Origin of the sequence: Nocardioides sp. TRM66260-LWL, assembly GCF_020075545.1 — a bacterium.
Classification (GTDB): Bacteria; Actinomycetota; Actinomycetes; order Propionibacteriales; family Nocardioidaceae; genus Nocardioides.
The window spans coordinates 26,704-45,567 of the sequence record NZ_JAIQZK010000009.1; the positions used below are offsets into that span (position 1 = coordinate 26,704).

The 18,864-nt window shown below is 75.2% G+C and carries 18 protein-coding genes; 11 read left to right on the forward strand and 7 right to left on the reverse strand.

Annotated elements, in window-relative coordinates:
* The first annotated feature begins 4 nt into the window (after positions 1-4).
* Together K8Z61_RS16540 and K8Z61_RS16545 are read left to right on the forward strand one after the other, a co-directional pair.
* A complete protein-coding gene (locus K8Z61_RS16540; protein ID WP_224131135.1) occupies positions 5-1,399 on the forward strand; it encodes a magnesium chelatase in 1,395 nt (464 codons plus the stop codon).
* Positions 1,396-3,417 (forward strand): VWA domain-containing protein, encoded by a 2,022-nt coding sequence (locus K8Z61_RS16545; RefSeq protein WP_224131137.1) that lies wholly within the window; start codon positions 1,396-1,398, stop codon positions 3,415-3,417. Before K8Z61_RS16540 ends, K8Z61_RS16545 begins: the two co-directional genes overlap by 4 nt.
* A 115-nt stretch (positions 3,418-3,532) precedes the next feature.
* Here K8Z61_RS16545 and K8Z61_RS16550 read toward each other — a convergent pair whose 3' ends face one another.
* Complete coding sequence (locus K8Z61_RS16550) at positions 3,533-4,396, reverse strand: cobalamin-binding protein (RefSeq protein WP_224131138.1); 864 nt, start codon at positions 4,394-4,396, stop codon at positions 3,533-3,535.
* A 134-nt stretch (positions 4,397-4,530) separates the two neighbouring features.
* On the opposite strand from K8Z61_RS16550, the gene K8Z61_RS16555 reads away from it, so the two are divergent.
* Genes K8Z61_RS16555 through K8Z61_RS16570 form a run of 4 tightly spaced genes read left to right on the forward strand, consistent with a single transcriptional unit; the run spans position 4,531 to position 7,125 of the window.
* A complete protein-coding gene (locus tag K8Z61_RS16555) occupies positions 4,531-5,307 on the forward strand; it encodes a TSUP family transporter (RefSeq protein ID WP_224131140.1) in 777 nt (258 codons plus the stop codon).
* A 2-nt stretch (positions 5,308-5,309) separates the two neighbouring features.
* Positions 5,310-6,044 (forward strand): VOC family protein, encoded by a 735-nt coding sequence (locus K8Z61_RS16560; protein WP_224131141.1) that lies wholly within the window; start codon positions 5,310-5,312, stop codon positions 6,042-6,044.
* A 47-nt stretch (positions 6,045-6,091) separates the two neighbouring features.
* Positions 6,092-6,607, forward strand: a complete 516-nt coding sequence (locus K8Z61_RS16565) for a DinB family protein (protein WP_224131142.1) — start codon at positions 6,092-6,094, stop codon at positions 6,605-6,607.
* 8 nt (positions 6,608-6,615) lie between these two features.
* A complete protein-coding gene (locus tag K8Z61_RS16570) occupies positions 6,616-7,125 on the forward strand; it encodes a GNAT family N-acetyltransferase (RefSeq protein WP_224131143.1) in 510 nt (169 codons plus the stop codon).
* A gap of 43 nt (positions 7,126-7,168) precedes the next feature.
* On the opposite strand, the gene K8Z61_RS16575 is transcribed toward K8Z61_RS16570, so the two are convergent.
* From K8Z61_RS16575 to K8Z61_RS19430, 3 genes are all read right to left on the reverse strand, one after another.
* Entirely contained in the window at positions 7,169-8,500 is a 1,332-nt protein-coding gene (locus tag K8Z61_RS16575) for an AarF/ABC1/UbiB kinase family protein (protein ID WP_224131145.1), read from the reverse strand.
* A 63-nt stretch (positions 8,501-8,563) separates the two neighbouring features.
* The gene (locus tag K8Z61_RS16580) at positions 8,564-9,178 is read right to left on the reverse strand and encodes a hypothetical protein (protein WP_224131147.1); all 615 of its coding nucleotides are present in this window, start codon (positions 9,176-9,178) and stop codon (positions 8,564-8,566) included.
* 89 nt (positions 9,179-9,267) lie between these two features.
* Positions 9,268-10,356, reverse strand: a complete 1,089-nt coding sequence (locus K8Z61_RS19430; RefSeq protein WP_224131148.1) for an RDD family protein — start codon at positions 10,354-10,356, stop codon at positions 9,268-9,270.
* A gap of 179 nt (positions 10,357-10,535) precedes the next feature.
* Between K8Z61_RS19430 and K8Z61_RS16590 the strand changes: the two genes are divergently transcribed.
* From K8Z61_RS16590 to K8Z61_RS16600, 3 genes are all read left to right on the forward strand, one after another.
* The gene (locus K8Z61_RS16590) at positions 10,536-11,225 is read left to right on the forward strand and encodes a hypothetical protein (protein ID WP_224131150.1); all 690 of its coding nucleotides are present in this window, start codon (positions 10,536-10,538) and stop codon (positions 11,223-11,225) included.
* Between the two features lie 143 nt (positions 11,226-11,368).
* The gene (locus tag K8Z61_RS16595) at positions 11,369-11,656 is read left to right on the forward strand and encodes a DUF1330 domain-containing protein (protein WP_224131151.1); all 288 of its coding nucleotides are present in this window, start codon (positions 11,369-11,371) and stop codon (positions 11,654-11,656) included.
* Positions 11,657-11,728: 72 nt separating this feature from the next.
* On the forward strand, positions 11,729-13,237 hold the full coding sequence (locus tag K8Z61_RS16600; RefSeq protein ID WP_224131152.1) for a hypothetical protein: 1,509 nt from the start codon (positions 11,729-11,731) through the stop codon (positions 13,235-13,237).
* A 9-nt stretch (positions 13,238-13,246) separates the two neighbouring features.
* Here K8Z61_RS16600 and K8Z61_RS16605 read toward each other — a convergent pair whose 3' ends face one another.
* Positions 13,247-14,209 (reverse strand): excalibur calcium-binding domain-containing protein, encoded by a 963-nt coding sequence (locus tag K8Z61_RS16605; RefSeq protein WP_224131154.1) that lies wholly within the window; start codon positions 14,207-14,209, stop codon positions 13,247-13,249.
* 463 nt (positions 14,210-14,672) lie between these two features.
* Between K8Z61_RS16605 and aqpZ the strand changes: the two genes are divergently transcribed.
* The gene (gene aqpZ, locus K8Z61_RS16610; RefSeq protein WP_224131155.1) at positions 14,673-15,401 is read left to right on the forward strand and encodes an aquaporin Z; all 729 of its coding nucleotides are present in this window, start codon (positions 14,673-14,675) and stop codon (positions 15,399-15,401) included.
* 63 nt (positions 15,402-15,464) lie between these two features.
* Here the strand turns inward: aqpZ and K8Z61_RS16615 are convergent, their stop codons facing one another.
* Positions 15,465-16,013 carry a hypothetical protein gene (locus tag K8Z61_RS16615; protein ID WP_224131157.1) on the reverse strand — a complete coding sequence of 183 codons (549 nt, stop codon included), beginning with the start codon at positions 16,011-16,013 and terminating at the stop codon, positions 15,465-15,467.
* 178 nt (positions 16,014-16,191) lie between these two features.
* On the opposite strand from K8Z61_RS16615, the gene K8Z61_RS16620 reads away from it, so the two are divergent.
* Positions 16,192-18,192: a fatty acid desaturase gene (locus K8Z61_RS16620; RefSeq protein ID WP_263431242.1), complete on the forward strand. Its 2,001-nt coding sequence runs from the start codon at positions 16,192-16,194 to the stop codon at positions 18,190-18,192.
* 33 nt (positions 18,193-18,225) lie between these two features.
* On the opposite strand, the gene K8Z61_RS16630 is transcribed toward K8Z61_RS16620, so the two are convergent.
* On the reverse strand, positions 18,226-18,828 hold the full coding sequence (locus K8Z61_RS16630; protein WP_224131158.1) for a TetR/AcrR family transcriptional regulator: 603 nt from the start codon (positions 18,826-18,828) through the stop codon (positions 18,226-18,228).
* Between the last annotated feature and the right edge of the window lie 36 nt (positions 18,829-18,864).

The window sequence follows — 18,864 nt, forward strand, 5'->3', positions numbered from 1 at the left end:
GGTGGTGAGCACCTCCCCCTTCAGCGACATCCGCACCGTAGGCCAGCTGCGGGCCTCCGGCCACGAGCAGCGCAGCCTGCGCGCCGAGCTCCGAGAGAACCTCCTCGCCGCCCTCCGCGAGGGCCGCGACCCGTGGCCCGGCCTGCACGGCTTCGAGGACACCGTCATCCCGCAGGTCGAGCGGGCCCTGCTCGCCGGTCACGACATCGTGCTGCTCGGCGAGCGCGGCCAGGGCAAGACCCGCCTGCTGCGCACCCTGATCGGCCTGCTCGACGAGTGGACGCCGGTCATCGACGGCTCCGAGCTCGGCGAGCACCCGTACGAGCCGATCACCGTCGGCAGCCGCCGGCGGGCTGCCGAGCTCGGCGACGACCTGCCCGTCGCCTGGCGGCACCGCTCCGAGCGGTACGCCGAGAAGCTCGCCACTCCCGACACCTCGGTGGCCGACCTGATCGGCGACGTCGACCCGATGAAGGTGGCCGAGGGCCGCAGCCTCGGCGACCCCGAGACCATCCACTTCGGGCTCATCCCGCGCAGCCACCGCGGCATCGTCGCGATCAACGAGCTGCCCGACCTCGCCGAGCGCATCCAGGTCGCGATGCTCAACGTGATGGAGGAGCGCGACATCCAGATCCGCGGGTACGTCCTGCGGCTGCCGCTCGACGTGCTCGTGGTGGCCAGCGCCAACCCGGAGGACTACACCAACCGCGGCCGGATCATCACCCCGCTCAAGGACCGCTTCGGCGCCGAGATCCGTACCCACTACCCGACCGCGCTCGAGGACGAGATCGCCGTGATCCGGCAGGAGGCCGAGCTCGTCGCCGCGGTGCCGGACGCGGTGCTGGAGATCCTGGCGAGGTTCACCCGCAACCTGCGCGAGTCGTCCGCCGTCGACCAGCGCTCCGGCGTCAGCGCCCGGTTCGCGATCGCCGGCGCCGAGACGATCGCTGCCTCGGCCCTGCGTCGCGCCACCACCCAGGGCGAGGACGCCGCCGTCGCCCGGCTGGTCGACGTCGAGACCGCCGTCGAGGTGCTCGGCGGCAAGGTGGAGTTCGAGTCCGGCGAGGAGGGCCGCGAGACCGAGATCCTCACCCACCTGCTGCGCACCGCGATCGCCGAGACGGTGCGGGCGCACTTCCGCGGCGTCGACTTCGCCCTGCTCGTCGAGGCGCTGGAGAACGGCCAGATGGTCACCACCGGCGAGAAGGTCACCGCGCGCGACGTCCTGCAGGGCCTGCCGCGGCTGGGGGAGTCCGACCTCTACGACCAGGTCTGCGAGCGGCTCGGCGCCACCGACGACGGCACCCGCGCCGCGGCCATCGAGCTCGCGCTGGAGGGGCTCTACCTGGCCCGCAAGATCGGCAAGGACACCGACGGCTCGGAGACGGTGTACGGATGAGCCGCCCCTCGCGCTACCGCCGCTACACCGGCGGCGACCCGCTCGCCCCGCCGGTCGACCTCGCCGAGGCCCTCGAGGCGATCGGCGAGGACGTCATGGCCGGCTACAGCCCCGAGCGGGCGATGCGCGAGTTCCTGCGCCGGGGCGGCCGCGACCAGGCCGGGCTCGACGACCTCGCGCGGCGCGTCGCCGAGCGGCGGCGCGACCTGCTGCAGCGCACGAACCTCGACGGCACCCTGCAGGAGGTCCGCGAGCTGCTCGAGCGGGCCGTCCTGGAGGAGCGCAAGCAGCTGGCCCGCGACGCGATGATGGACGACGGGGAGCGGGCGCTGCGCGAGATGCAGCTCGACTCCCTCCCGCCCTCGCCGGCCGCCGCCGTCAGCGAGCTCGCGCAGTACGACTGGCAGAGCCGCGAGGCCCGCGAGGCCTACAAGCAGATCAAGGACCTGCTCGGCCGCGAGCTGCTCGACCAGCGCTTCCAGGGCATGAAGCAGGCCCTCGAGGGCGCCACCGACGAGGACCGCGCGGCGATCAACGAGATGCTCACCGACCTCAACGCGCTGCTGGCCAAGCACGCCCGCGGCGAGGACACCCCCGAGGACTTCGCCGCGTTCATGGAGAAGCACGGCGACTTCTTCCCCGAGCAGCCGCAGGACGTCGACGAGCTGATCGATGCGCTCGCCCAGCGCTCGGCCGCCGCCCAGCGGATGATGAACTCGATGACGCCCGAGCAGCGGCGCGAGCTGATGGAGCTCTCCGCGCAGGCGTTCGGCTCCCCGCAGCTGATGGAGTCGCTCGCCCAGCTCGACGCCAACCTCCAGGCGCTGCGGCCCGGCGAGGACTGGTCGGGCTCGGAGCGCTTCGGCGAGGGCGGCGAGGGCGTCGGCCTCGGCGACGGCACCGGCGTCCTGCAGGACCTCGCGGAGCTCGACCGGCTCTCCGAGCAGCTCTCGCAGGGCTACGGCGGGGCGCGGCTCGACGACGTCGACCTCGACGCGCTGGCCCGTCAGCTCGGCGAGGACGCCGCCGTCGACGCCCGCACCCTGCAGGAGCTCGAGCGGGCGCTGCGCGACTCCGGCACCCTGCAGCGCGGCTCCGACGGCCAGCTGCGGCTGACGCCCAAGGCGATGCGCCAGCTCGGCAATGCGCTGCTGCGAGACGTGGCCCAGCGGATGTCGGGCCGGCAGGGCCAGCGCGACATGAACAAGGCCGGTGCGGCCGGCGAGCGCTCGGGCGCCACGCGGGCCTGGGAGTTCGGCGACACCGAGCCGTGGGACGTCACCCGCTCGGTCACCAACGCGATCGTCCGCACCGTCGCCGAGGGCGGCTCGGCCGCGTCCGGCGTGCGGCTCTCGATCGACGACGTCGAGGTGCAGGAGACCGAGGCCCGCACGCAGGCCGCCGTCGCGCTGCTGGTCGACACGTCGTTCTCGATGGCGATGGACGGCCGCTGGGTGCCGATGAAGCGCACGGCGCTGGCGCTGCACACGCTGATCCGCTCGCGGTTCCGCGGCGACGCGCTGCAGCTGATCGGCTTCGGCCGGCACGCCGAGGTGATGGAGATCGAGCAGCTCACCGCGCTCGACGCCATGTGGGACAAGGGCACCAACCTGCACCACGGGCTGCTGCTGGCCAACCGCCACTTCCGCAAGCACCCCAACGCCCAGCCGGTGCTGCTGATCGTCACCGACGGCGAGCCCACCGCCCACCTGGAGTCGTCCGGCGAGGTGTGGTTCTCCTATCCGCCCCACCCGCTGACCATCGCCCACGCCGTCAAGGAGCTCGACGCCGCGCAGCGCCTCGGCGCCCAGACGACGTTCTTCCGGCTCGGCGAGGACCCCGGCCTGGCGCGGTTCATCGACTCGATGGCCCGGCGCGTCGACGGCCGGGTCGTGGCGCCCGAGCTCGACGACCTCGGCGCGGCCGTCGTCGGGTCGTACCTCGGCGACCGGTCCCGCGGCCGGGGCGGGCCGTCGTACGGCGACCTGTTCGGCGGGCGCGGGTTCTGGGTGGGCTGAGGCTGCTCCGGGCGTCGGCCCTGGCGTGGGTCGGCGTCGCCGGCCGCATGTAACGCGGGGTTCGCCCCATCTACGCGCCCCATATTCAGGGTGCGAAGGTGGTGCGAACCCCGCGTTACAGCCGGGCGCCGGCCAGCACCGAGGCCAGCTCCTCGACGCCGTCCACCAGGCGCGGGCCGGGCCGAGCCCACATGCCGTCGGCGTCGACGGCGTGCACCCGGACGCCGTCGGGCAGGACCCCCGCGGCCAGCAGCGCGTCGGCCTGGGCCTGGGCGCCGGCGCGGTCGAAGCCGCACGGGGCCACGACCACGACGTCCGGCCGCGCCGCGTGCAGCGCCTCGACGGTGGTGCGCACCGAGCGGGCGCCGGCCGTGCCGAGGACGTTGACGCCGCCGGCCAGCTCGACCATCTCGGGGATCCAGTGGCCGGGCGCGTACAGCGGGTCGGTCCACTCCAGCACCGCGACGCGGGGGCGGCCCTCGGCCGGACGCGTCGCGACGTCGCGGGCCACCGCGTCGAGGCGGGCGCGCAGCGAGGCGACGAGCTCGGCGGCGGCTCGCTCGCGTCCGGTCGCGGCGCCCAGCGTGACGACGCTGGCCAGCACCTCGTCGAGCGTGTGCGGGTCGATGGTGAGGACGTCGGCGGTGCAGCCGAGGTGGGCCATCGCCTCGGAGACGGTGTCGACGTCGAGGGCGCAGACCGCGCAGAGGTCCTGGGTGACGACGAGCTCGGCGTCGAGGTCGGCCAGGGCGCCGGCGTCGAGCCGGTAGAGGTCCTCGCCGCGGCCCATCGCGGCGGAGACGAACGCGTCGATGCCGGCCGGGTCGAGTCCCTCCGGGAGCGCGGTCGACGACACGATGCGACGCTGCCGCGCCTCGGCCGGCGTGTCGCACTCGAACGTCACGCCGACGACGTCGTCGCCCGCCCCGATCGCGAACAGGATCTCGGTGGTCGAGGGCAGCAGGGAGACGATGCGCACGGGGCCGAGCGTAGGTCGCGATCCGATGTAACGCGGGGTTCGGATCATCTACGCGCCCCATATTCAGGGTGCGCAGATGCGTCGAACCCCGCGTTACATGCCGGCGCCGGCCCGCCACCTAGGCTGACGCGACCATGACCGACCCCAGCGCGACCGTCCTGGCCCTCCTGGCCCTCGCCGGCCTGACGGCGGGGTTCGTCGACAGCGTGGTGGGCGGGGGCGGGCTGGTCCAGCTGCCGGCGCTGCTGCTGGGGCTGCCGGGAGCCTCGCCGGCGCAGGTGCTGGCCACCAACAAGCTCGGCTCGGTGTGCGGCACGGCCACCAGCTCGCTCACCTACTACCGGCGGGTGCGGCCGGAGCCGCGCACGTTCGTGCCCCTGATGGCCACGGCGTTCGCGGGCTCGACAGCCGGGGCGCTCGTGGCGTCACGGATCCCGAGGGTGGCCTTCGAGCCGATCGTCCTGGTGGCGATCCTGGCGGTGGGGGCGTTCGTGCTGCTGCGTCCCGACCTGGGGGAGACGACCCGGCTGCGGTTCGCCGGACGGCGGCACACGCAGGTGGCGCTGCTCGGCGGCGCGGCGATCGGCTTCTACGACGGGGCGCTCGGGCCCGGCACCGGCAGCTTCCTGGTGATCGGCCTTGTCGGCCTGGGCTACGCGTTCGTGGAGGCGTCCGCCCACGCGCGGCTGGCGAACTTCGCCACCAACTTCGCCGCGTTCGCGGTGTTCGTGCCGCAGGGCGCCGTGCTGTGGCAGGTGGGGCTGGTGGTCGGGGTCGCGAACCTCTGCGGCTCCTACCTCGGCGCCCGGACGGCGGTGGCCCGCGGCTCGCGGTTCGTGCGCGGCCTCTTCCTGGCGGTGGTCGGGGGATTCGTGGTGCGCCTGGGCGGCAGCGTCCTGGGAGTGTGGTGACCATGTGGCTCACCGCCTTCCTCGACCATCCCCGCGCCGTCGCGGCCGCCGCCGAGTCGTTCTGGGCGGCGGCGACCGCTACGACCCCGTCGCCGGACCGCGGTGAGGACGCCGAGTTCGCGACCCTCCTGCCCGGCGACGGCGACGCGCACCTGCGGGTGCAGCGGCTCGCGGCCGGGCCGGCCGGCGTGCACCTCGATCTCCACGACGCGGAGCCGCGAGCCCTGGCCGACCGGGCCGTGACGCTGGGCGCGACCGAGGTGGCCGACCTCGGGCACGTCGTGCTGCGCTCCCCGGGCGGGCTCGCGCACTGCGCCGTCCCGGCCGGCGAGACCCGGCGCAGCGCCCCCGTGGCGGTCGACGGCGGCCCGGCGAGCCTCGTCGACCAGGTCTGCCTCGACGTGCCGCCGCGGCTCCTCGACGCCGAGCTGGCCTACTGGTGCCGGCTCCTGGAGCGGGAGCCGGTGACGTCGTCGGCGTCGACGTTCCTGCCGCTCGCCCGTCACGACGACGAGCCCCTGCGCCTGATGCTGCAGCGCCTCGACGCCGACGAGCCCGCGGTGCGGGCCCATCTCGACCTCGCCTGCGACGACCGCCCCGCCGAGGTCGCGCGGCTCGTCGCCCTCGGCGCCCGCGAGGTCGGCGGCGGACCCCGCTGGACGACGCTCGTCGACCCGGCGGGCCGTGCGTTCTGCGTCACCGATCGCGACCCGCGCACCGGCCGCCGGCCGACGTGAGGCGGGATCGGGGCGCGTCGTCCCCGACGTCCTGCTTGGCTGGGCGCATGACGTCGCTCGCGGCCGACGAGGCCACCCTGCTGCGCCGGTTCCTCGCCGAGCAGCGGGCCGCGGTGCGCGAGCGCTGCGCCGGGCTCGACGCCGCGGCCCTCGCCACCGCCGTGCCGCCCTCGACGATGACCCTCGGCGGGATGCTCAGCCACCTCGCCTACGTCGAGGACTACTGGCTCGGCGAGGTGCTGCTCGGCCGCGGCCCCGCCCCCGCGTGGGCCGAGGTCGACTGGCGCGCGACGCCCGACCACGACTGGCACGTCGCCGCCGGGCAGCGGCCCGAGGCGCTGCTCGCGCAGTACGACGCCGCGGTCGCGGGCTCGGACGCGATCCTGGACGAGGTCCTCGCGCGGCCCGCGGGACTCGGGACGTCCGCCGCCCGGGCCCGGCGCTCCGACGGGGAGCGGGCCAGCCTGCGCTGGATCCTCCTGCACCTGATCGAGGAGACCGCCCGCCACGCCGGCCACGCCGACCTCCTGCGCGAGGCCCTCGACGCCGGGGCGGCGCGATGACGAGCGGGATGAGCGCGGGAGCCGTCGAGATCCGGGAGGCGACGCGCGCCGACTGGCCGGCCATCTGGGCCTTCTTCGCCCCGATCGTCGCGGCGGGCGAGACCTACGCCTACCCCGAGGACCTCACCTCGGCGCAGGCCGAGGACCTGTGGTTCAAGGAGCCGCCGGGACGCACCGTGGTGGCCGTCGACGCCGCCACCGGTGCCGTGCTCGGCTCGGCCGGCATGGGCCCCAACCGCCCCGGCCGCGGCGACCACGTCGGCACGGCGTCCTTCATGGTCTCCCCGAACGCGCGCGGCCGCGGCGTGGGCCGGCTGCTCGGCGAGCACGTCGTCGCCTGGCACCGGGCGCAGGGCTACGCCGGCATCCAGTTCAACGCCGTGGTCGAGACCAACACGGCGGCCGTCGCGCTGTGGCGCTCGCTCGGCTTCGAGATCGTCGGGACGGTGCCCGGCGCCTACCGATCCCGTGCGCACGGGCTCGTCGGGCTGCACGTCATGCACCTCGACCTGCGCTGACGCGCGCGCAAGGCGGCTCGCCGGGGCGTCGACGGGCGGTGGCTCAGCCCTCGGCGAAGCCGGGCAGGGCCTCCATGAGCATGGCGCGCAGCGGCATCCGGGTGCCGAGCTGGCTGAGCATGCCGAGCCCGCCCAGCCAGGTGCGGTGGATGAGCAGGTACGACGGCGGGAGGTTGAGCTTCATGCCGACGGTGAACTCCGGCGAGCGCGGGTCGTTGAGCGCGGCGAACGTCTGCTGCATCCAGGTGCGGGAGAACTGGAACTCCTCGGTGCGCGCCGGCTCGACGAACGGGCCGAGGTAGGTGAGCACCAGCTGCGGGTCGAGGGTGATGCGGTCGCGGATGAACCCCTCCTGCCGTAGCACCGCGACGAGGCCCTCGGCGTCGCCGTCGGCGGCCACGCGCAGCAGCCGGCCCATGGCGCTCGGCCAGCCGCCCTCGAGCCGCGCGACCGCGCCGAAGTCGAGGACGCCCAGGCCCCCGAGCCCGCCGTCCGCGGCCGGGACGACGCGGAAGTTGCCCGGGTGGGGGTCGGAGTGGAGCATCCCGGTGATCGCGGGGCTGGTGAAGAGGAAGCGTGCGAAGAGCGCGCCGTAGTGGTCGCGCTCCTCCTGGGTGCCGTCGGCGATCACCTTCGCCAGCGAGTGCGGGCTGTCGAGCCACTCGGTGACCAGCACCTTCTCGGCGGCCTCGACGACGCCCGGCACCGCGAGGTCGGGGTCGTCGGCGTAGGCGGCGGCGAAGACCCGCTGGGCATCGGCCTCGAGCCGGTAGTCGAGCTCCTCGACGGCACGGGCCTGCAGCTCCTCGATCAGGGGCTTGACCTCGATGCCGGGGACGAGCGGCCCGATCGTGCGGGCCACCCGCGAGAGCGCCTTGAGGTCGGAGAGCAGGGCGTCGGCCGCACCGGGGTACTGCACCTTGACGGCGACGTCGCGGCCGTCGACCCAGGTGCCGCGGTGCACCTGCCCGATCGACGCGGCGGCCGTCGGGCCGCCGTCGAGCCAGGTGAGCCGGGAGGCCCAGTCGCGGCCGAGACCGGCGGCGAGCTGGTCGCGGACGACCGCCGTCGGCATCGGCGGGGCGGCGTCCTGCAGCTTGGTGAGCTGCTCGCGGTAGGGGCCGGCGAGCTCGTCGGGGAGCGCCGCCTCGAGCACCGAGAGCGCCTGGCCCAGCTTCATCGCGCCGCCCTTGAGCTCGCCGAGGGTGCGGAAGAGCTGCTCGGCGGTGCGCATCTGGATCTCGCTCATCACCGTCTCGGCGGGCTTGCCGCCCAGCCGCTTGCCGAGCCCGACGGCCTTGCGGCCCCCGTACGCGACGGGCAGCGCCGCGAGGCGCGCGGTGCGGCGTGCTGCGCTGCGAGGGAGATCGGCCACCCGCCCAGTGTGCCCGGACCCGCCAACCGGCGGGCCCGGGCCGGACGCCCGGGGGAGGGGGGCTCAGCCGACGGCGGCGTCGCCGATCGCCCAGCCGCGCAGGGTGCAGGGAGCGATCTCGTCCTCGGCCACGAGCTCGACCACGACGATCGCGCCGGCGTCGTTGACGTAGCGCAGGTGCCCGATCTGGTCGCCGGAGTCGCCGAAGGTCAGCGTCTTGGCCTGACCGCTGCCGAAGGAGTCGGCGAAGCCGGAGGTGCTCTGCGGGTTGGAGTCGGCGTCGGTGGCCACCCACGAGATCTCCGCGGCGGGCACCTGTGAGGTGGCGCGGAGCGTGATGACCTGCGACACCGCGTCGCAGGACGCGCGCAGCGTCAGGCCGTCGAGGCTCAGCACCTGGGTGCCGCCGTTCGGCTCGAAGCCGGGCTTGGCGTAGGAGATGCGCCGGATCACCGCGCCGCCGAGCGCGGGCAGGGTGAGGGTCGACTCCTTCACCTCCGCCCCGGTGACGGTGTTCTTCGCCAGGTCCTTGCCGAGCAGCGAGCGGTCCTTGACCTCCTTGGTGGTGACCACCGTGGCGGCGTAGGCGGTGCCGCTGGAGGCGACGACCAGGGCGAGCAGCGCCAGCCAGAAGGCGGGCGTCGCGCGGCGGAGGCGGGAGAGGAGAGCGTGGATCATGGGGGTCCTTCCGGTCGGGGGGTGCGCCCGACCGTAGGGATGGCGCCTTGTGGAAACCTTGAACCCCCGGTGCGACGTCAGGCGCGGCGTCAGGTCCGGGCGTCCCCGCCCTCGACGCCCGGACGCGCGCCGGTGCGCGTCAGGAAGTCCGAGAGCGGCCCGGGCAGCAGCGCCGAGCGCTCGCCCCAGTCGTAGACGACGCAGGTGCCGGCCAGCAGGTCGTGCAGCGAGCGGTTGTCGCGCTGCACGACCGCGAGCAGGAAGCCCGCGCCGAACAGCACGGCGCTCAGCGGCAGCAGCAGGGTGCGCAGCAGCGCCTGCGGCACGGTGACCGGACGGCCCGAGCGGGCCAGCACCTGCAGGCCCACGACCGCCTTGCCGAGGGTGCGGCCGGCGACCGCCAGGCTGCCGAAGACGTAGAGGAAGCCCCACACGACGAGCAGCGTGGCGGCGACGGGGGAGGAGTACTCGCCGCTGAGCTGCCGCTGCAGGAGCGCCTTGCTCAGCTGGTCGAGACCGGCGTACCCGATCGTGTAGCTGGTGACGATCGTGACGGCGTCCAGCGCGAGCGCCGCCGCCCGGCTCAGCGCGCCGGCGTAGTGGCCGCTGACGTCCATCCGCACGCCGTCGCTGATCACCGGGCCCTCGATGTCGAGCGCCGGCGGGCCGTTGCGGCGCTCGAGGCCGCCGCGGCGCAGCAGCCGCACGAGCACGAGGTCGACGACCCGGTCGACGACGCTGTCGACCAGCACGTCGAGGCCGACCAGCTGGCGGCGGGCGAGGTCGAGCGCGGAGCCGGCCACGCGTCCGGTGCTCTCGGCGACGATGTCGGGGATGCCGGAGCGCCGGACGATCGCCTCGAGGTCGACGCCCGCGAGCAGCCGCTCGACGTCGATCCGCGCCGCGAGGCGGTCGACGTCGACCCGGTCGAGGAGCCGGTCGACGTCGACCTGCTCGAGGAGGCGGTCGACGTCGACGCGATCCAGCAGCCGGGTGGTGTCGACCCGGTCGAGCAGCGCGTTGACGTCGACCCGCTCCAGCAGGGCGTCGACGTCGACGTGGTCGAGCACGAGGTCGTCGACGGCGTCGACCATCCGGCCGGTGACCGAGCCGGCCACCCGGCCCAGGAGGCCGCGGGGGTCCCGGGGGTCGCGGGACGGATCGGGCGTGGCGTTCACGCGGCCGATGCTAGGCGCGCCGGCCGGGTCGCGGCCGACGGTTCGGGTGAGCGTCCCGATGAGAGCCGGATGAGAGATCCGGCGATCCCCTCCGGTGGTCCGCACCGCGGCCGATCCGTCCTCCGTGCCCGGCTCGGGACGCCCCCGGCACGTCCACCGCCATCCCTGGGAGGGAACCCATGCACCGCTCGCTCCGCACCCGCGCCGGCCTGCTCGCCGCCGCTGCCGTGCTCACCCCGGCGCTCGCCGCCACGCCCGCGCTCGCCGGCCCCGGCCACCACCGCGACGGCCGGGACGACGCGCCCGGCCTCGGCGGCCGCGGCCACCACGGCGACCACGGCGGCCGCGGCGACCACGGGTCCGCGCCCGGCGTCAGCCTGGCCGCCGTGCAGGCCAAGCTGGTCAAGGTCGTCGGCCGGGTCGGCGACCAGGTCGACCGCGCCGTCTCCGACCGCGCGCTCCGCGGCCTGGACGCCGACGCCGTCACCGCCCTGCGCGCCAACGCCGCCGCCGACCACGCCGCGCTCGACGACCTCGCCACCCAGGCGGCCGCCGCCACCGACGCCGCCGGTCTCCAGGCCGTCTTCGCCGGGCTGAAGGCCTACCGGCCCGACGCCTACCGCTTCGCGGCGCAGGCCGTCCGCGCCACCGCGCGGCTCGGCGCCGACGTCACCGAGCTCACCACGACCCTCGCCGACGACCCCGACGCCCAGACGGCCCTCGCCGACGCGCAGACCGCGCTGGACGCCGCCCGCAGCGGCGCCCTCGCCCTGCACGCCACGAGCACCCGCGACGACGTCGTCGCCGTGCGCACCTCCCTGCAGGACGCCCGCGACCTCCTCGAGCCGTACGCCGACCAGCTGGCCTGAGCGTCAGGGCCGACGAACCCTTGTAACGCGGAGTCCCGTGAACTGACCACCACTCCTGACGGGTGGGAGGTTCACGGGACTCCGCGTTACATGCCTCGCGAGGCCCGCGACCACGGCCCTCCGGCGTCCGGCAGGATGACGGCATGAGCGCGTACTGGATCAGCACCTACGTCGAGATCACCGACGAGGAGAAGGTGGCCGCGTACGCCGCCCTCGCCGGGCCGGCCCTGATCGGCGCCGGCGGCACCTTCCTGGCCCGCGGCATCCCCGAGCAGGTCTACGAGGCCGGCCGGCCGACCCGCAGCGTGATCATCGAGTTCGCCTCGGTCGAGGCGGCCCGCGCCGCGCACGACTCCCCGGCCTACCAGGAGGCCCTGGCCGCGCTGGGCGACGGCGCGGTGCGCGACCTGCGGATCGTCCCCGGCGTATGACGCGCGGCCGGCGAGACCGTCGCGCGGTCGAAATCACAGTGACCTGATCGACTTCATCTCGTTAGGGCGGACGTGAAGCCTCGCGTCCCCCTCCCCAGGCCCCTCCCGGGGCACCCGTCCCGCACCGCCCGCACCGCCCGCACCGCCACCGCGCTCGCCGCGGGCGCGCTGGCGGTCGTCCTCGCGGCGCCGCTCGCCCTGCCGGCCGACGCGCGCACGGCGTCGGCGTCGGTGTCGCCGTCGAGCCAGCAGGCGGGCGCGGGCCGGCCCGACGTCGGCCCCGACGGCACGTCCTCGATGCACGGCGACGCGGCGGCGTCCGACACCACCCCGAACGCGGGCCCGGGCCCGGACGCGCAGCCGGTGCAGCCGGTCGTGCTCGGTGCGGTCTGCCCGACGATCCTCGCCGGCCGCGACCGCATGCCCCTCGCGCTGTGCACGGAGTACGTCGACCGCGCCCCGACGGCCAACCTGCTCGACCCCACGACCCTGCTGCCGGTGGCGCGCCTCCACCTCAGCGCGGGCGCGCTGCTCGGCGGCGTCTACGCCTACGTCGACGGCTCCGACCGTCTCGTCACGGTCGACGGCGGCACGGGCGACATCGTCCGCATCGCCCACGACCGGGGCGGTCCGGGCGGCACCTGGCAGATGCGCATCGACGACCGGTTCCCCGTCGCCCCCGCCCTGACGCGGGCCTGCGGCGCGCCGGGCTGCGACGCGATCGTCAGCGTCGCGCCCGGCCACGACGGCCGCATCTGGTTCGCCACCGCGAAGGCGCGCGCCGGCTACGTCGACCCGCGCACCGGTCGCGTGCGGGTGCGGGCGCTGGCTCCCGCGGGGCGCACCGAGACCGTCGCCAACAGCATCGCCACCGCGCCCGGCGGCGTCGCGATCACGACCGACCACGCGCTCGTCCTCGTCCGGGCGGACGCCCGCGGCGCGATCCGCACGGTGTGGCGCCGGGCCTACGAGCGCGGCCCAGCGCGCAAGCCCGGCCAGCTGACCCACGGCAGCGGCGCGACGCCGACCTTCCTCGGCCCGCGCACGGGCGGCGAGCTCGTCGCGATCACCGACGACGCGTCCCCGCGCGAGCACCTGCTGGTGTACCGCTCCGACACCGGACGCCTGGTGTGCCGCCAGCCGCTGTTCCGCTCCGGGGCCTCGGGCACCGAGAACTCCCCGATCGGGCTCGGCTCGAGCGTCTACGTCGCCAGCACCTACGGCTACCCGTACCCGGCCGGCACCGACGGGCCGTCCGAGCCGGCGTCGGCCCCGATCGCCGGCGGCCTGGAGCGCATCGACCTCACCGCCGACGGCTGCCGCACCCGGTGGCGCAGCGACGTCGCGTCCGCGGCGGTGCCGCGGCTCTCGCGGGCCGAGCGGGTGATCTACACGGTGATCCGCGACGGCCAGTCCTACGCGCTCGGACGCATCTCCCCGCGCACCGGTCGCGTGCTCAGCAGCCAGCCGATCGGCGTCGGCCCGGCGTCCGACACCCTCCAGATGGTCGGCACGATCCTGCCCGACCGCACTTTGCTGCAGGGGACGATGACCGGCTTCGTCGCCGTGCGCGCCCGCTGACGCAGGCGGCTACTCGCAGACGATCCCGTCGCCGTCGGCGTCGCGGTACCAGGCGTACTCGGGGTCGCGGCCGCGCACGTACGGCCCGTATCCGTGGGCCTTGGCCTCCTTGCAGGTGCCGTAGCGCGGGTCGGTGCCCGACGACGAGCCGCCGCCCGAGCCACCCGACGACGAGCCGCCGGAGCCCCCGGAAGAGCCGCCCGAGCCGCCGGACGACGAGCCGCCGGACGAGCCGCGCGTCACGAACGTGACCGACGCGCGGTGGGTGCGGATCGTGGTGTCGGGGCAGACCCGGGCCTTGCGCGTGAGCACGTCGCGCTCGCGCCGGTCGACGCTGAGCGACCAGCGCAGCTTCACCGTCACCCAGCGCTTCACGTAGGAGCACTGGCGCTCGGCGGGCAGCCACTCGGCGGGGTCGCTGTCGCCCTTGCTGCGGTTGGAGGAGGCGGTCACCGCGAGGAGGGTGTTCGGGTCGGTGAGGTCGTTGGCGAACGCCTCGCGCCGCGCGGCCGACCAGCCGCGCGCGCCCGAGGCCCACGCCTCGGCGAGCGGCACGACGTGGTCGACGTCGAGGCGGCTGGCCTGACGCACGGTCACGCCGTCGTACTCCGAGACCCAGCGGCCGGTGGTGACGGTGCAGCCGGCGTTCGTCCGCACCCGCGACTCGGCCCGCAGCACCTCGGCGCGCGCGCTCTGGCAGTCGCCGTCGACGTCGTCCCAGTGCTTGAACCGCTCGCGCTGGTAGCCGATGCGGTTCGGGGTGGCGACCTTCAGGCGCGCCACCGCCGAGCGGAGGCTGAGCGTCACGGACTGGCCGTTGACGGCCTTCGGGACGGTGGTGGCCGCCTGCGCGGCCGGCGCCGTGCCCGCGCCGACGCCGGCCAGCAGGCCGACGAGCAGGGCGCCGACGCCGGCGAGGCGGGCCGCGGGCGGGACGGGCGGGACGGGCGGGCGGGGGCTCCGAGAGGACATGACGCTCCAGTGCGTGGGGTCGCCGTCCGCGATGCGATCGGACGGGTGGGTCGGTGGCGGCCGGCGGTCGCCTGCGCCATCCTCGCCCCCGATCGTCGAGCCCGGAGGCGTTTCGGCCACGGAGGGGTGATCTGCGCGACAGCCGCGTGCCGAACCCCGTCCGAGCCGCGACCCACCGGTGCTCGCCGATCGGAGCCCGGGGCCGATCGGCGTCGCCCGCCGCCACGTCGATCCAGCCGGGTCGCGTGTCCACGCCACCACCCCGTCACAGAAGGAGGCCGTCATGGCCCACCCCAAGCGCAACCTCTTCGCCGTCCTCGGCTGGATCGTCTGGAAGCTGCTGGCGATCTTCGGCGTGCCCGCCGCGAAGCGGAGGCTGCAGGAGCGGAACCGCTGACCCTGACCGTCCCGCCCTCCCCGACCTCTCGGAACCACCCGAACGACGACCCCACAGGAGCACACCATGAGCACTGACGCCGTCGAGCGGCCCGCAGCCGCTCCCGCCCAGCCCGCCCTCGTCCGTCGCCTCGCCGCCGAGCTGCTCGGCACCTTCTGGCTGGTGCTGGGCGGCTGCGGCACCGCCGTCCTGGCCGGCAAGGAGGTGGGCTACCTCGGCGTGGCCCTCGCCTTCGGCCTCACCGTCGTCACCGGCGCCTACGCGTTCGGCCCGATCTCCGGCGGCCACTTCAACCCGGCCGTCTCGGTCGGTCTGGCCACCGCCAAGCGGTTCGACTGGCGCGACGTGCCGGCGTACGTCGGCGCCCAGGTCGTCGGCGGCGTGATCGCCGCGGCCGTGCTGTTCGCGATCGCCAGCGGCAAGGACGGCTTCGACGTCAAGACCGGCTTCGCCACCAACGGCTACGGCTCCGCCTCGCCCGACGGCTACAGCCTGGCCGCCGTGCTGCTCGTCGAGGTCGTGCTGACGGCCGTCTTCCTGCTGGTCATCCTCGGCGTCTCGGCCAAGCGCGCCGCGGTCGGCTTCTCCGGCCTCGCGATCGGCCTCGCGCTGACCCTGATCCACCTCATCTCGATCCCGGTCAGCAACACCTCGGTCAACCCGGCCCGCTCGATCGCCGTGGCGGTGTTCGCCGGCGGTGACGCGCTGAGCCAGATCTGGGTCTTCATCCTCGCGCCGGTCGTCGGCGCCGCGATCGCGGGCGTCGCGCACGTCCTGCTGTTCGACGAGGACTGATCACCCGCACCCTCCCGGAGCCGACCGGCTCGGCCCGGTCCGGCTCACCACGGCCCGCCGAGGTCAGGGGCGCAGGCGCCGCAGCGCGCCGCGTCCGACCTCGGCGGGCCGTTGCTGCTCCCCGGCCAGCGCCGTGACGACGATCAGCCCGCCGGTCAGCGCCGGGATCGTCCACTGCAGGACGCGCAGCCGCTGCTGCGCCCGGGCCACCGGCGGGGGCGTGCCCTGCTCGGGCCTGGTGCCGGACGCCACCGGCATGCGGTGCTCGGCGTCGACGACGCGCCCCAGCGCGCGGGCGTAGGCGGTGGCGCCGAGGGCGGCGCCCGTCAGCGCGGTCTTGGCCAGCGCCATCGAGCCGACGCCGCTCTGCCCGGCCACGCGCCGCCGATTCGCGGCGAGCTGGCCCACCGAGCCGACGAGGTGGGCGCCGATCGCGGCGGCGTTGACCGGCGTCCAGCGGTCCCAGGCGCTGTTGGCGACCGCGCCGCGGCCGGTGGCGTCGTCGGCCTGCGCCGCGGCCGGGTTCACCGCCACCGCGCCGGCCAGGGTGCCGCCGAACCAGGCGGCGAGGCCGACGTCGTGCAGGGATCGGGTCAGGGTGCTGCGGGCCATGGGGGCTCCTCGGAGGTCGGTGGTGCCGACAGCCGCGGCGGTACGCGCGGCCGGAGAGGTCCGGTGACCCGTCGAGTCGGGCCCAAGCCCTGCGCACGCTCGCTCACCCCTTGTGTGACGCCCACCGCACCTGCCATTCTGCTTGACATACAGCCCCCATTTGTCAAGTGAGCGAGCGATGACGACGACCCCCACCGCCCCTCGGCTGCGGCCCGTGCTCGGCCTGCCCGACCCCGCCGAGCGGGTGCCCGCGCTGGCCTGGCCGACGGCGGCGCTCTACGCCGGCTCGCTGGCGCTGTTCGGCGTCGAGCTGCTGGGCCTGGCGCGCGGCTGGACGCCGTGGCTTCTGGTGCCGCTCGGCGGCGCGGTGACCTACCTGATGTTCACGGTGCTGCACGAGTCGGTGCACCACGCCGTCAGCACCCGCACGCGGCTCAACGACGCGTTCGGCCGGGCGTCGGTGCCGTTCGTGGCGCCGTACGCGGGGTTCGCGCTGATCAAGTTCATCCACATCGAGCACCACCGCAACACCAACGAGCCGAAGTCGATCGATCCCGACCAGTGGACCAGCGAGGGCCCCGCCTGGCAGCTGCCGCTGCGCTGGGCGACGCTCGACGTCTGGTACCTCGTCTTCTACCTCGGCACGGTGCGCACGCGGCCGCGGCGCGAGGTGGTCTCGACGTTCGCGACCTTCCTCGTCGCGATCGCCGCCCTGGGCGGCATCGCCGCCGCGGGCTACGGCGCGCAGGTGCTGCTGTGGCTGGCCGGGCAGCGGCTGGGCATCCTCGTGCTGGCCTGGTGGTTCGACTACCTGCCGCACCACGGGCTGCCGTTCACCCAGCGCGAGCACAAGTACGGCGCGACGCGGGTGCGAGTGGGCCGCGAGGGCTGGATGACGCCGCTGTTCGTCTACCAGAACTACCACCTCGTGCATCACCTGCACCCGAGCGTCCCCTTCTACCGCTACGTGCGGGCGTGGCGGCGCAACGAGCAGGCCTACCTCGACCGCGACGCCGCGATCTCCACGTGGTTCGGCCGCTCGCTCACCGCCGACGAGTACCGCACGTGGCGGCGGCTCACCGAGCCGTCCGACGCGCGTGTCGCGGGCTCGGCGACCGACCCGGCGCCCGGCGAGCCCCGGGCCGTGGCCGAGCCGCACGCCCTGCGGGTGCGGGCCGTCGAGGCGCTCACCGCGGAGAGCCGGCTGGTCACGTTCGAGGTGCCCGACGACCTCGCCGAGGTCTACGCGCACCGGCAGGGTCAGCACGTCACGCTGCGGGCGATCGTCGACGGACGTCCCGTCGCCCGCACCTACTCGATCGTCGACGCCGCGTCACCGCAGCGCTGCCGCGGGACGCTCTCGGTGGCGGTGCGGCACGTCGAGGGCGGCGTGTTCTCCACCTACGTGCGCGACGAGCTCGCTCCCGGCGACCTGCTCGACGTGCTGCCGCCGGCCGGCCACTTCCGCACCGAGCTCGACGCCACCGCGCGCCGCCGCTACGTCGCGGTGGCCGCGGGCTCGGGCGTCACGCCGATCCTCTCGATCGCCCGCACCGTGCTCGCCGAGGAGCCGCACTCGACGCTCACCGTCCTCTACGGCAACCGCACGTCCGCCTCGACGATGTTCCGCGCCGAGCTCGACGCCCTGGCCGACGCCTCGGCCGGACGCCTCGAGGTGCACCACGTGCTCTCGCGCGCCGACGCTGCCGCGATGGTCGCGGGGGAGCGGCCCGGCCGGATCGACGCCGCCCTGGCCCGCGAGCTGGCCGGCGCCGAGCCCGTCGACGCGTGGTTCCTCTGCGGCCCGCAGATCCTCGTCGACCACCTCGCCACCGAGCTCGGCACCACCGAGCGGGTGCTCACCGAGGTGTTCCACGCCGAGGCCGCCGCCCCCGCGCTCGACGTCGAGAGCCGCGTGACGATCGCCGTCGACGGCACCGAGGCCACCCTCGACCTGCGCTCCACCGGCGACACGCTCCTCGACGCCGCTCTGCAGGCCGGCCTCGAGCCGCCCTACTCCTGCGCCGGCGGAGCCTGCGGCACGTGCCGCGCCAAGGTCGTGCTCGGCCGCGCCGTCATGGACCAGAACCACGCCCTCGGCGACGCCGAGATCGCCGCAGGCTACGTGCTCACCTGTCAGGCGCACCCGGTGAGCGAGGAGGTGCGGGTCGAGTACTGACCCGCGCCGCACGCGACCCGGCCGCCGCGCTCCCTATCCGCCCGCGGGCAGCAGGCGCTCGATCTCCTCCAGCAGCACCTCGAGCCCGAGCTCGGGGTCGAACGCGCGCTGCACGCCCAGGCCGACGCCGAGCGCGAGCAGGTGGGTGGCGACCCGCTCGGGCGGCCCGGGCAGCGTGACGCCGAAGGACGTCGCGACGTGGCTCAGCAGCAGTCCGACGCCCTCGGTGAGCGCGCGGCGTCGCTCGGCGAGCCGGCCGGTGACGTCGGGGTTGGCGCGGGCGCTGGTGGCGAACTCGACCTCGAAGGCGGTCCACCCGACGTCGCCGATGTTGGCCTCGGCCCACGCGCGGAACGCCTCGACGGCCTCGTCGCGGGAGGTCGCGCCCGCGAGCCGCTCGACGAGCGGGCCGGCGCGCTGGTCCTGCACGGCCTCGAGCACCGCGAGGCCGAGCTCGTGCTTCGTCGCGAAGTTGGAGTAGACCGCGCCCTTGGTGAACCCCGCGGCCTCGGCCACCTGCAGCAGCGACGTCGCGTTGTAGCCCTCGGTGAGGAACAGGCGGGTGCCGGTCTCGACCAGCGCCGCGCGGGTGCGGGCGTGCGTCTCGCGGCGGGTGGGCCGGGACGCGGAGGGCATGGACACGACCCTACCAGTGCGATACCGTCGGTATTC